Source organism: Gordonia sp. X0973, assembly GCF_013348785.1.
Classification (GTDB): domain Bacteria; phylum Actinomycetota; class Actinomycetes; order Mycobacteriales; family Mycobacteriaceae; genus Gordonia.
The window spans coordinates 3,511,924-3,525,269 of record NZ_CP054691.1 but is presented as its reverse complement, the minus strand read 5'-3'; the positions used below and the strand labels follow the sequence as shown (position 1 = coordinate 3,525,269).

Below are 13,346 nucleotides of genomic sequence, written 5' to 3'. Positions count from 1 at the left end.
GACAATTCGGGTATCTCCGCAGGTCAGGTCCCATGTATTGCCTCTGCTGTGACGTACCGTTGCGGTGTGGACAGACGAGAATTCCTTGCCGGGCTGGCCGTCGCGGGCGCCGGAGTGCTGAGCGCGTGCACGACCGTGTCCACGCCCACCCCGACATCGTCGGCGCGCAGCGGGCCGGCGCTTTCTGGACCACTGGCGGGTCCGCTGCCGCACAAGGTGCCGCTGCCGGACAAGACGATCACCCGGCTCCCGGGACTGGGCAACTCGTTCGCGCTGACCGTCGACGACGGTGCGAGTTCGGAGGTCGTGCGCGCTTACGCAGCATTCGCCCGGGAGACCGGTGCGAGGTTCACCTTCTTCGTCACCGGGAAGTACGACAGTTGGCGCGACAACCGCGACGTCTTGGCGCCGCTCGTCGAATCCGGCCAGATCCAACTCGGCAATCACACGTGGACCCATCCGGACCTGACCTCGTTGGCACCGCAGGAGGTCGCGCAGGAGTTGCAGCGCAACAAGGAGTTCCTGCGCAACACCTTCGGCGTCGACGGGACACCGTTCTACCGCCCGCCCTACGGCTTTCACAACGACGAGGTCGACCGCGTCGCCGCCGACCTCGGCTACACCGTGCCCACCCTCTGGTACGGCTCGCTCTCCGACTCGGGCGTCGTCACCGAACAGTTCTTGATCAGCGCCATCCGGCACTATTTCCTACCGCAGGCCATCGTGATCGGGCACGCCAACCATGACCCGGTCACCCACGTCTACCAGCACTTTGTGAATGCGATTCGCGACCGGCACCTGCAGATGGTGACGCTCGACGACTACTTCGCGAACCCAGCGCCAACGCCGCAACGCAAACGGTGGTGATGATCGTGGCCGACACCGCGGCGATGCCGACCAGCGTCGCGACCGAATGCGCCCACGCCAGAATCGCCGCGGCTTGGCCCGCGACCAACACCCAGACCGCGATGCCGATGACGGTGCGCCGCACCGCGATGACCGCGAGCAGCAACAGCGCGAGGACCGCGAAGACCGCCCCGGCCGCGGCGAATACCCACAGGATGCCGACGATCGGACGGTATTCCGCCCCGACGACGTGCGGGACGAGCGGAGCGCCCACCCAGGTGGCGCCGACCACCACGGCACCGATCCCGGTGACCACGCCGAAGGCCTTGCGCAACGAGCCCGGGGTGGACCCGGGGGCGGCCAGGCGCGGGTACACCACGGTCCCGACCGCCTGCGGCAACCAGAAGGCCGCCTTCGTCACCACTGCACCCAACGCGTAGAGCCCGGCGTCGGTCTCCGACAACACGACCCGGGCCAGCAGCAGGTCGAGCGAGACCGCCACGAGCAGGGCGAGTTGCACCTGGGATGCCCCGAGTACGTCGAGCACCCCGGCGCGGGTACCGAAATCTTCCGAAACGGCGGGTGCTGAGGGCAATACGCCCTCGGACCCCACGGATTCGGACGATTGTGGGAGGTTGGCCCACCGCCAGGAGAGCAGTGCCGCCGCGAGCGTGCCGGCCGCACCGGCCCACAACGCGCCGACCGCCGAGGCGTCGAGCAGGACCGCGACGATCATCGGCCCGGCCCGCAAGACACCGACCAGGGCCAACAGCCACCCGAGTCGCCCGAATTCGCCATGCCCCTGCAGGATCCCCTGTCCCGCGGCGGTGAGGACGATCAGCGGTGCCATCACCAACCCGGCGGTGGCCGCCGCGACGGGAATGCGAAGGATCGGGACCAGGATCATTCCGGCCACCACGGCGAATGTCGCCACCAGCACGGCGGTGCGTACCGCCAGCGGCTTCACGTCGGTCCGACCGTGGACCACCTCGCGGGCGATCACCGCCTGCACGGCCATGGACGGCGCCGCCACGACCACCATCGCCGCCATGACGATGCCGAAGACCCCGTAGTCGACGGCCCCCAGCGAGCGGCTGGCGGGAATGGCGACCAGGTAGGCGGCGACGTTGGCGACCGTCGCCCCGACGGTGACCGCACCGAGCGAGCGCACGGCACCGCTCACAGAATTCACCCGTCCAGTCTGCCGCTTTGCGCATACCGCTTTGTCATCGCCACAACCGATAGGCGACGATAGAGGGCGTGTACGACCAAGAATTCGTGGCCCCCGCCGACTCGGAGGAAGTCGGGTCGCGTATCGATCCGGTGCTCGCGCGGAGCTGGCTGCTCGTCAACGGGGCGCAGTACGAGCGCTTCGAGCCGGCGGCCCGGTCGCGTGCGGACATCGTCGTCCTCGACATCGAGGATGCGGTCGCACCGAAGGACAAGGTCGCCGCGCGCGACAACGCCGTCCGCTGGCTGAACGAGGGCCACGACGACTGGGTTCGGGTCAACGGCTTCGGCACCCCGTGGTGGGCCGACGACCTCGATGCGCTGGCGCAGACCTCGATCGGCGGGATCATGCTCGCGATGGTGGAGTCGGTGGATCACATCACCGAGACCGCGAACCGCATCCCGAACGTGCCGATCGTCGCGCTCGTCGAGACGGCGCGCGGGCTGGAGCGGATCAGTGAGATCGCGACCGCGAAGGGCACTTTCCGCCTCGCGTTCGGCATCGGCGATTTCCGACGCGACACCGGATTCGGCGAGAATCCGCTGACCCTGGCCTATGCGCGGTCGCGGTTCACCATTGCCGCGAAGGCCGCCCATCTGCCCAGCGCGATCGACGGCCCGACCGTCGGGTCCAGCGTTCTCAAGCTGTCCGAGGCGACCTCGGTCAGCGTCGAATTCGGGATGACCGGCAAGATCTGCCTCACTCCCGAGCAGTGCGCCCCGGTGAACGAGGGGTTGTCCCCGTCGCGCGACGACATCGACTGGGCGCGCGAGTTCTTCGCCGAGTTCGACCGCGACGGCGGGGAGATCCGCAACGGCTCCGACCTGCCGCGCATCGCCCGTGCCACGAAGATCCTCGACCTGGCCCGCGCGTACGGGATCACGTCGTCGACCTACTTCACCGACGAGTCCGGGCACTCCACCGCCCCGTCGGACACCTACCACCGGTAGAAGACTCCGATGCCGCGCGCCCTGATCGCGATCAGCGCGTGCAGCGCCGCCGCGGTCCTCGGCGCGGGGCTGTCCGGCGGCCCGCTGTTGATGCGCGACGCGGTGTCGACGCCGCGGTCCTTTCTGACCGACGCCGCGCTGGGGCTCGGTGAGACCCCGGCGCGGGCGGTGCCGCAGGACGGCCTGCTCGCCGTGGCGTCGACGGTCCTCCCCGGCAGTGTCGTGGTCGTCGTGATCACCTGGATCGCGTTGGCGCTGGCGGGGATCGGTGCGGGATTGTTGGCCGGCCGGATCGTCGGCGGCGGTTGGGCTCCGCAGTGCGCGGCCGGTCTGGTGGCGGTGTGGAATCCGTACGTCGCAGAGCGGATCATGCAGGGGCAGTGGAGCCTGATGGCGGGCTATGCGGCAATCCCGTGGATTCTCCTTGCCGCCCAACGTATTCGGGATGCCGAGCGCGGCGGCTGGCCGTTGCTGTGGGCCGCGGTCGTCGGCGCCGGTCTCACCCCGTCGGGCTCGATCCTGGCGGTCTTCGCGGCCGGTGCCGCGCTGGTCGTGCCGTCGTTGTGGCGCGGGGAGGTGCGACGGGCGTTGGCCGCCATTTCCCCCCTGTTCGTCGGGGCGCTGCCGTGGGTCGTCGCCACCGCGCTCAACCCGGTGTCGACGACGAGCGACCCCGCGGCGACCCGGGTATTCGCCCTGCGGGCCGAGCCGGGATTGGGGCGCATGTTCACCGCGCTCGGGATGGGCGGGATCTGGAATGCCGACGCCGTGCCCGCGAGCCGCACGACGTGGTGGGCGGGGATCGCGACGGCCGTGCTCCTCGCCGTTGTCGTGGTGGGTTGGCGATTCGTCTTGCGAGGTCTCGATACACCCGACTCGCAAGCTCGTCGGGCACTCGACCACCGTAGGGACGGCGGACTCGACCGCCGGGTGGACGGTGCCCCAGACCACCGTATGGATGGTGCCCCCGACCAGCGTATGGGCGACGCACTCGACCACCGTAGGGACGGCGGACTCGACCGCCGTGCCGTCGTCGCAGCGGCACTCGCGGTCGCAACCGTCGTTCTCGTGGTCTTCGCTTCGACCGCCCCCGGGCTGGCGACGATGACCTGGCTCATCGAGCACGTCCCGGGCGCCGGGCTGCTGCGCGACACCCAGAAGTTCCTGGCCTTGCTGATGCCCGCGGTCGCGATCGGTGTGGCGGGGGCCGTGCGCGCGGTCCAGCGCATCCTGCCCCGCGGTTTCGCCTTCGCCGCGGTCGCGATGCTGATCGTCGCACCGTTGCCCGATGCAGCGCTGCGCCTGCACCCGGTCGGCCTGCCGTCGGATTGGCACACCGTTGCGCGCCTGGTCCCCGCCGACGAGGGGGCGGTCGCACTGTGGCCGGGCGGCATGATGCGCGACTATTCCTTCGCCCCGACGCAGAGTCTCGACCCGGCGCGGCGGCTACTGCGCGCACCGGTCCTCGAGACGGGGGAGTTGGTCGTCGACGGACAACGCGTCGACGCGGCACCGACGACGCGGGCCGCTCAGGTGCAGCGCGCTCTGGAACAGGGCGCCGGCCCCGCCGACCTGGCCGCCGAGGGGGTCGGCTGGCTCCTCGTCGAGGAGCCGTCGCGCAACCGGACTCCCACCGGGTTTGTCTCTGCCACACCGGTTTTCGCCGGTGACTACCTGACCCTCTACCGTGTGCCGAATCCGGTGATCGAGGCGGGCGCCTCGTCGGCGCGTCGTGCCATCGTCCTCGTCGCACATCTCGTGTGGCTCATCGCGCTCGTTGGTGCCGTGGGGCTGGTCGTCTCTCGATGCGTTGCGTCCCGCCGCGCTCCTCGTCTCACTCGACAGCGGAGGGGGTGAAGGACGCCCAGTCGACCTCCGGGTTGACCGTGGCGAAGACGTCGACGAAACCGTCGGCGGTCGCCGACCAGGAGTAACCGGCGGCGGCGTCACGCGCGGCCTCGCCCAGCTCGCGCGCGAGACCGGGGTTCTCCAGCAGCTTGCGGGTGGCGGCGATCAGTTCATCGCGGCCGTCGACGAGCAGCCCGGTCACACCGTCGTCGATCGAGTCGGTGAGACCCGCAGACGAGCGGTATCCGACGGTCGGGACGCCGTGCTGGGCCGCTTCGACGACGGCGATACCCCAGCCCTCTTTGCGGGAGGGCATCAGGTGGACGGCGGCGGAGGCGAGCAATTCGTGCTTGCGCCGTTCGGACACGTGCCCGTGGAAGACGACGCGGTCGCAGACGCCGAGGTCCCGCGCGTGGTCGCGCAGCCGCTGCTCCCACCAGCCGCCGCCCACGACGTCCATGCGCAGATCCGGTTGCTCGGCGCGCAGCGCCGCCAGCGCGTCGAGGGAGTGTTCGATCTGCTTATGCGGCACCAGTCGGGACAAGACGACGAGCCGTCTGCCGGCGGGGGCGCGGTCGCCGGCGACGGGCGGGTCGATGCCCGCGCGCACCACCTCGATGCGTTCCGCGTCGACGCCCAGGGCGACCAGTTCCGCGCGCGACGGCTCCGACACCGTGACATAGCGCCGTCGACGGTGCGCCCACGGCGACAGTGTCGATTCGATCCACCATCCGAGTCGGGACAGGAGCGGTCCGGCGACGGGCCACTGCTCGCGGTGGCAGTGGTGCACCAGGACGACGGTGCGTCGGGTGAGCAGCGAGGCGAAGAACGGGACGCCGTTCTGGGTGTCGACGACGACGTCGGGACGGGTGCCGCGCAGCGGTCCCAGTCCCACGCGCGCCCCGGCCAACAGCAGCAGTGCCCGCGGGTACACGGACAGCCGACCGCCGCGCCGCAGGATGCGCACCCCGTCGACCGTCTCCTCGTCGAGACACCCGTCGAAAGCGGCGCTGACCAGCGTGACTCGCAGGCCCCGCCGCACGAGTTCGGCACCCACGCGTTGCAGGTAGCGCTCGCTGCCCCCGCCTTGCGGGTGGGCGAGATCGCGCCAGCACAGCAGGGTGGCGACGGGGGTCCGGGTGGTGGCCATAACGCCGACCAGGATACGCAGTCAGGGGGACTACTGTTCTTCCCGTGACCGTCGAGCCCCCCGTACCAGGATCGCCGCAGTGGTGGGCCCGGCGCGCTGCGGAACCCGAGCCGGACCCCGGTCGGAGGGGGAGGCCGGCGCGCGCCTTGGACGAGATCTGTGACGCGGCGCTGGCCCTGCTCGACGAGGGCGGTGCCGATGCGCTGTCGATGCGGTCGCTCGCCAAGCGGCTGCGGTCGTCGACGGCGACGCTGTACCGCCAACTCCCCGGCGGTAAGGAGGAGTTGGAGGCGCTGGTCGTCGACCGGCTGATGGGCGAGATGATGCGCGAGCTCGTCGTCGAGGTCGAGGGTCTGTCCCGCGCGCCCGGGCCCGAGCACCTGGCCGACCGGATCCGCCTCGGTGCGCGCACCAGCTACCGCGTGCTCCGGCGACACCCGGCAGCGGCCCGGTTGTTCCTGCTGCAGCGCCCGGCCGGCCCGGTGGCGCTGTTCCGCCAGGAACTCGGAATGCGGCAGATGATCCGCGACGGGCTGAGCCCCGCCGACGCCGCCGACACCTATACGACGTTGGGCCGCCTCGTCGTCGGCGCAGCGGTGCAGGGCGGCGAGGACGACGCGGATGACGTGGCGCAGTTGCGCGACTACTACGCGTCGCTCGATCCGGCGCATTTCCCCGCGCTGACCCGCGTCGCCGACTTCCCGCGCGCGATCGACGTCGAATTCGAGTACACGCTGGAGCTGGTGGTGGCCGGTGTGGTGGCGAAGGTGCGCGGCTGATGCGGATGCGGCGGTTGGCCACGTGGGGTCGGGCGCGCGGGCTGCTCGCCGATTTCCGGTACGAGCAGTCCGACCCGGCCCGGTTCTACGGAGCCCTGGCGCGCGACACCGCGGCGATGACCGAGGCGGTGGCCCGCGGGATCGACGGCAAGGTCGTACTCGACGTCGGCGGCGGTCCGGGCTACTTCGCCGACGCTTTCGCCGCGCGCGGGGCGAGCTATCTCGCCGTCGACCCGGATGCGGGCGAGTTGCGCGCCGCCGGGCTGACGCGGCGAAGGACCGTTCGAGCGGCCGGGGAGGCACTGCCGTTCGCCGACGGCTCGGTGGACGTGTGTCTGTCGTCGAACGTGGTGGAGCATACCCCGCTGCCGTGGGAGATGGCCGACGAGATGATCCGCGTGACGCGGCCGGGCGGGACGATCATCATCAGCTACACACTGTGGTGGGGGCCGTTCGGCGGTCACGAGATGGGCCTCACGCATTACCTCGGTGGGCACCGTGCGGCCGCGCGGTACACGCGCCGACACGGACACCCGCCGAAGAACCTGTACGGCCAGTCGCTGTTCAAGGTGACGGCGTCGCGCGGTTTGGCGTGGGCGCGATCCGCTCGCGGGGCGCGGTTGGCGGCCGCCTTCCCGCGCTACCTGCCGTGGTGGGCGTGGTGGGTCCTCCGGGTGCCGGGGTTGCGCGAAGTGGCCGCCACCAATCTCGTCATGGTGCTGGTGAAGGACTGACGACGGGGTAGCGTGGCGGCCATCACACCGGTATGTCTAGGCTGTAGGCCAAGTTAGACAACACACGTAGTCAGAAAAGGGAAACGTTCATGCTGCCTGCATTGCGCACCGCGTTCGACCAGGTATCCGACCTCGTCGGAGCCGTGCGAGTCCTGTCCAACTCGGGGGCCATCGACTTCCGCAAGCCCCGCCACGTCGTCGAATCGGTGAAGCTCGGCAAGCTGGTCGGCCCGATCGCGACCGTCGTCGGGCAGAACGCGGCGGCCTACCCGGATCAGCCGGCGATCGTCGACGAGGCCGGGACGCTCACCTACGCCGACTTCGACGCGCGTGCCAACGCGATCGCGAACCAGCTGCACGCCGACGGCATCACCGAGGGCTCGGTCGTCGGCATCATCGCGCGCGATCACCGCGGGCTGCTCACCATGATCGCCGGCACCGGTCGCGCCGGGGTGCGGCTGGCCATGATGAACACCGGCTTCGGCAAGACCCAGTTCAACGAGGTCGCCAAGCGCGAGAGTCTCAAGGCGATCTTCTACGACGAGGAGTTCAGCGACCTCGTCAGCGATTTCCCCGCCGAGAAGCGCTACCTGACCTGGGTCGATTCCAAGCACAAGCCGCCCGCGGGGGTGCGGGTCCTCGAAGACCTGGTGGTGGCGGGCAACACGACGGCGCCAGCGTTGCCCAAGGAGTTCGCCGGATTCGTGATCCTCACCAGCGGCACCACCGGCTTGCCCAAGGGCGCCAAGCGCACCAAGATCTCCCCGTTCGCCAGCGCCCTGATCTTCGACCGCATCCCCGTTCCGCAGCGCAGCGCGGTGGTGATCGTCTCCCCGATCTTCCACGCCACCGGCTGGGCGCTGTGGGGCGTCTCGACCGCGCTGGCCAACGCCGCCGTGGTGCTCCGCCGGTTCGACCCGGAGAAGACGCTGGCCGCGATCGCCGAGAACAAGGCCGAGATGCTCGTCGCGATCCCCACGATGCTCTACCGGATCCTGGCACTCGGCGACGACGTCATCGGCAAATACGACACGTCGTCGCTCAAGACGGTCGTGGTGGCCGGCTCGGCGCTCCCGCCCGCACTGTGCGAGCGGTGGCAGAACACTTTCGGCGACACGCTCTACAACCTGTACGGGTCGACCGAGGTGGCGATCGCCGCCGTGGCCCAGCCGCAGGACCTGCGCAAATCACCGGGATCGATCGGCAAGCCGCCGGTCTCGAGCTACCTCAAGCTCTACGACGACAATGACAAGCCGATCAGCGCCAAGAACACCCCCGGGCGACTGTTCGTCCGCAACGGCGCACCCTTCGAGGGATACACCGACGGGCGCAACAAGCAGATCCTCGACGGGTACATGTCCACCGGCGACATGGCCTTCGTCGACGGCGACGGCCTGTGGCATATCGCCGGTCGCGACGACGACATGATCGTCTCGGGCGGGGAGAACGTCTACCCGCAGGAGGTCGAGAACCTGCTCGCCGCCCATGACGGCGTGGCCGACATCGCGGTCATCGGCGTCGACGACGAGGAGTTCGGTACCCGGTTGCGGGCATTCATCGTGCCGGAGAAGGGGGCCAACCCGACCGCCGACGACATCCGCGGTCACGTGAAAGCCCATCTGGCCCGTTACAAGGTGCCGCGCGACGTGATCTTCGTCGACGAACTGCCCCGCAACCCCACCGGCAAGCTGGTCCGGCGCGAGCTGCCGACCGGTCCGCTGGACTAATAAATCCGCCGTACCGGCCGGCCCGATACGAATGGCCGGTACAAAGCAAGAACCCGACTGCCTGAAGCAGTCGGGTTCTTTGCGTTAGTGCTGAGCGCGTCGGCTCAGTACCAGCCCCAGTCCCAGCGACGGAACCGCGGGTTCCAGTAGCGGCGACGACGGCGACGGGGCGGCGGGCCCCAGTGTCCGTGTCCGCCGGGTCGGCCGGGACGACCGGGACGGCCGGGACCGTATCCGGGTCCGCCGTGAGGACCACCGTGGTAAGGAGGCATGTCCTTGTCCTTTCGTTGGGGTGAATCTCGTCGGGGTTGAATATCAACCTGGGATAGAACCTACCGGGCCGTTCCTCTCAATGGCTGGAGAAAGACTGGGCAGTAGCTGGCAATTGTGTCAAGCGCCGATAACGATCCGGCAGCGCGCGGGGATTCGCTCCGCAGCACTCCACAGTTCGGCCTCTGTCCACAGGTGCGGTACCGGCGGCCCGACCCCACCGCCCCGACCTGCCTAGGCTGGTCACATGTCGTCGTACCCACCCCTGGCCGTCAATCTCGGCCAGCTGCGTCGCGACTTCGACGCCGGGAGCATTCAGCGTGGGCGCGACTACGCGGCCAAGGGCCGCATCATGAACCGGCGGTGGTCCGACGACGGGCTGCGGTTGCGCGGCAAGTGCGTCGGGACGGGCCAGGTCTACGACGTCGACGTCGACTTCCAGCCCGATCACCGGGGCCGCGACCTCGTCGGCGCCTTCTGCAGCTGTCCGGTCGGGTACTACTGCAAACATGCCGTCGCGCTGCTGCTCGTCGAGTCGGCCGAGCCGTCGGACGGGGTCGACGGCGCCCCACCCGCTCCGCCGTGGCGGTCGGTGCTCGGTGCGCTGACCTCCGACGCGCCGTCGTCGGAGATGGCTCTGGCCGGAGTGGCCGAGCCCATCGGCATCCAGTTCGACCTGCCGCCGGGCACGCGCTACGTCCAGCACCCCGCGCCCGTCATCGCGCTGGTCACGGTGGGGAAGTCGGGGCGATGGGTCAAGACCGGGATCAGCTGGACCGCGGTGACCAACGTCGACCGGATGGCGGCCAGCTTGTTCACCCCGTCGCGCGCGGGATTCGAGATGGAGCGTTACGACGCCGATCAGCTGCGCGGGGTCCGGGCGGTGGCACGCGCATTCGCGTCGAACTATCAGGCGATGAGCGGCAATTCGATCGCCCTGAGCGTTGCTCCGCGCGACGTGTGGGACCTGCTCGCACAGGCCCATGCCACCGGTGTCGTATTGGTGGCCGGTCCCACGCTCGGTGTGGAGCGGGTGGAGCTGATCGAATCCTCTGGGGTGGGGCTCGCGGTGTCGAAGGCCGCCGGGGGCGTCGAGGTGAAGACGTTCGTCCACGTCAACGGGCAACCGTATTCGGGTGGGGAGGTCGGGCTGATCGGCGCGCCGCATCCGCACGGCATGTTCTCGTTCTCGGGTGCGGGCGCCGGGAGCGACAGCGAGCGGGCCCAATCGGGTGCGGGCGCCGGGAGCGTCATGCTGATCGGGCGGTTCGAGTCGCCGGGCAACGACCAGGGATTGACGCGGTTGTTGTCGGCGCCGGCGATGTTCATCCCCGACGACGAGGTCGCCGACTTCGCCACCGAGGTGGTGCCCAGCCTCCCGGCGTCGCTGCCCGTCTTGGTCGACGACGACGCGCTGGTCAAGCCGACGATCGACGGACCGTTCGCGCTGCTGGTCGTCGACCTGAACGAGCAGGGTGCCCGCGTCGTGTGGCGCACCGCCTACGACGTCAACGGCAAGTGCAAGACCGTCGACGAGAAGACTCCCGCGCTGGCGTATCGCGACGCCGACGCGGAATGGCGGGCATTGGCCGGGGCGCAGGACGCGATGCGGACGGTGGCCGCGGTCTGTGCCCGGTGGCGCAACCAGGCCATCCACTACCTGCAGCAGGAGATGCGCCGCGGCGCCGTCGGCACGCATGCCGAAGTGGTGCGGTACATCGACGAATTAGCTTCGGCGCCAACGGTTCCCGACGCCGCACGCTTGGGCGACGTCGACCTGCTGCGCCGCGTCTACTCCTACTCGCCGATCGATGCCGCCGTCCTGTGCCACGAGGTGGTCCCGGTGCTGCGCGAGCACGGGGTCCGCGTCGAGGTGCACGGTGACGCCGATCGGTTCCGCGCCGCCCAGGGTGAGCCTGACATCACCCTGAGCGCCGACGACGGTGGCGCCAACGACTGGTTCAACCTGCATGTGCGGGTGGAGGTCGACGGCGTCGTCGTGCCGCTGGATCGACTCATCGTCGAACTCAACACCAGCTCCACCCACATGCTGCTCGACGACGGCACCTACTTCTCGCTCGACCACCCGGCGCTGGCGCGGTTGGCCGAATTGCTCGGCGAGGCGCGGGCGCTCGGCGAGATCGAGGGCTCGGCGGTGCGGCGCGATTCCTACAACGCGACGCTGTGGGAGGAGTTGCTCTCCCTCGGCGTCGTCGACGGGGATCTGGCGCTGTGGCACGAACGGATGCGCAGACTGGCCGCCGCCGACCTGCCCGAGCCGGGCGAGCCGCCCGCGACGCTGCGGGCCGACCTGCGCGACTATCAGTTGGACGGCTACAACTGGTTGAAGTTCCTGTGGGACAACCAGATCGGCGGAATCCTCGCCGACGACATGGGGTTGGGCAAGACGGTGCAGGCGCTCTCCCTGATCGCCAGCGCGCTCGACGAACAGCCGCAGAGCCGGTTCCTGGTGATCGCGCCGACCAGCGTCGTCGGGAACTGGGTGCGCGAGGCGGAGAAGTTCCTACCGTCGGCCCCTGCCGTCGCCGTCGGTTCGCCGCGTGCCGACGGGCCGATCGTCGAGCAGGTCGGCGACGCGCGGATCGTCGTGACGTCGTACACGCTGTTCCGACTCCAATTCGAGGTATTCGACGGCTATCCGTGGGCGGCGGTCTTCTTCGACGAGGCGCAGTTCGTCAAGAACCACAACGGCAAGACGCACCAGTGCGCGCGGCGGATCAACGCGGGGATGAAGGTCGCGATGACCGGCACCCCGATGGAGAACAGCCTGATGGAACTGTGGGCGCTGCTCTCGGTGGGTGCGCCGGGATTGTTCCCGTCCCCGCGCGCGTTCACCGACTTCTTCCGCAAACCGATCGAATCGGGTCAGGCGGGCGACCGCCTGGCGCTGCTGCGCCGACGCATCAAGCCGGTCATGTTGCGGCGCACCAAGGATCAGGTGGTCAAGGATCTGCCGCCGAAGCAGGAGCAGGTGCTCGCGCTCGACCTGCATCCGCGCCACGAGAGGATCTACCAAACGCGCTTGAACCGGGAGCGGCAGAAGGTCCTCGGGCTGCTGGGAGATTGGGAGAAGAACCGGTTCGAGATCTTCCGGTCGCTGACGATGCTGCGGCAGCTGGCGCTGCACGCCGGACTCGTCGACGAGAAGGATGCCGGCGTCGCGTCGGCGAAGATCGACCACCTGGCCGAACAACTGCCCGAACTGATCGCCGAGGGGCATTCCGCCCTGGTGTTCAGCCAGTTCACCGGCTTCCTCGCGCTGGTCCGGGAACGGCTCGACGCCGACGGGATCGCCTACGCCTATCTGGACGGGACGATGACGGCGAAGGCGCGCGCGGCGGAGGTGGCGCGGTTCACCGACGGCGAGGTGAAGGTCTTCCTGATCAGCCTCAAGGCGGGTGGCTTCGGTTTGAATCTCACCGAGGCCGACTACTGCTTCGTCTGCGATCCGTGGTGGAACCCCGCCGCGGAGGCGCAGGCCGTCGACCGCGCGCACCGCATCGGCCAGACCAGGCCGGTCACGGTTTACCGACTTGTCTCGGCGGGGACCATCGAGGAGAACGTCATCGCGTTGCAAGACCGCAAGCGCGAGCTGTTCAACGCGGTGGTCGACGACGGCGACCTCTTCGGCACCGGCATCACCGAGGGGGACATCCGGGCGCTGCTCGGGGAGGAGTTCCCGCAATCGTCCGGGAATCTGGCCATCGAGGGCGCATTGCCCTCGAACCCCTGATTCTCGCATTCGATCGCTCGGCGGCCGACCGCTCTTATCCCCAGTTCACGGTTGTCC

9 protein-coding genes are annotated in these 13,346 nt (G+C 69.4%); 7 read left to right on the top strand and 2 right to left on the bottom strand.

Annotated elements, in window-relative coordinates:
- Positions 1-66 precede the first annotated feature (66 nt).
- Entirely contained in the window at positions 67-867 is an 801-nt protein-coding gene (locus tag HUN08_RS17280; RefSeq protein WP_124247635.1) for a polysaccharide deacetylase family protein, read from the top strand.
- Here the strand turns inward: HUN08_RS17280 and HUN08_RS17275 are convergent.
- Positions 752-2,038 (bottom strand): polysaccharide biosynthesis protein, encoded by a 1,287-nt coding sequence (locus HUN08_RS17275; RefSeq protein ID WP_124247636.1) that lies wholly within the window; start codon positions 2,036-2,038, stop codon positions 752-754. The two genes, HUN08_RS17280 and HUN08_RS17275, sit on opposite strands and share 116 nt — an antisense overlap.
- A gap of 68 nt (positions 2,039-2,106) precedes the next feature.
- Between HUN08_RS17275 and HUN08_RS17270 the strand changes: the two genes are divergently transcribed.
- Entirely contained in the window at positions 2,107-3,027 is a 921-nt protein-coding gene (locus tag HUN08_RS17270; protein ID WP_124247637.1) for a CoA ester lyase, read from the top strand.
- A gap of 9 nt (positions 3,028-3,036) precedes the next feature.
- On the top strand, positions 3,037-4,884 hold the full coding sequence (locus HUN08_RS17265) for a hypothetical protein (RefSeq protein WP_124247638.1): 1,848 nt from the start codon (positions 3,037-3,039) through the stop codon (positions 4,882-4,884).
- Here HUN08_RS17265 and HUN08_RS17260 read toward each other — a convergent pair.
- Positions 4,862-6,025: a glycosyltransferase family 4 protein gene (locus HUN08_RS17260; protein ID WP_124247639.1), complete on the bottom strand. Its 1,164-nt coding sequence runs from the start codon at positions 6,023-6,025 to the stop codon at positions 4,862-4,864. The two genes, HUN08_RS17265 and HUN08_RS17260, sit on opposite strands and share 23 nt — an antisense overlap.
- 44 nt (positions 6,026-6,069) lie before the next feature.
- Here HUN08_RS17260 and HUN08_RS17255 point away from each other — a divergent pair, with 44 nt between their 5' ends.
- The 4 genes from HUN08_RS17255 to HUN08_RS17240 all read left to right on the top strand — a co-directional run bounded on the left by HUN08_RS17255 (position 6,070) and on the right by HUN08_RS17240 (position 13,289).
- Entirely contained in the window at positions 6,070-6,804 is a 735-nt protein-coding gene (locus HUN08_RS17255) for a TetR/AcrR family transcriptional regulator (protein ID WP_124247640.1), read from the top strand.
- 5 nt (positions 6,805-6,809) lie between these two features.
- Positions 6,810-7,538 carry a class I SAM-dependent methyltransferase gene (locus HUN08_RS17250; protein WP_124247666.1) on the top strand — a complete coding sequence of 243 codons (729 nt, stop codon included), beginning with the start codon at positions 6,810-6,812 and terminating at the stop codon, positions 7,536-7,538.
- An 89-nt stretch (positions 7,539-7,627) separates the two neighbouring features.
- Positions 7,628-9,265, top strand: a complete 1,638-nt coding sequence (locus HUN08_RS17245; protein WP_124247641.1) for an acyl-CoA synthetase — start codon at positions 7,628-7,630, stop codon at positions 9,263-9,265.
- Positions 9,266-9,782: 517 nt separating this feature from the next.
- On the top strand, positions 9,783-13,289 hold the full coding sequence (locus HUN08_RS17240) for a DEAD/DEAH box helicase (protein ID WP_124247642.1): 3,507 nt from the start codon (positions 9,783-9,785) through the stop codon (positions 13,287-13,289).
- Positions 13,290-13,346 lie beyond the last annotated feature (57 nt).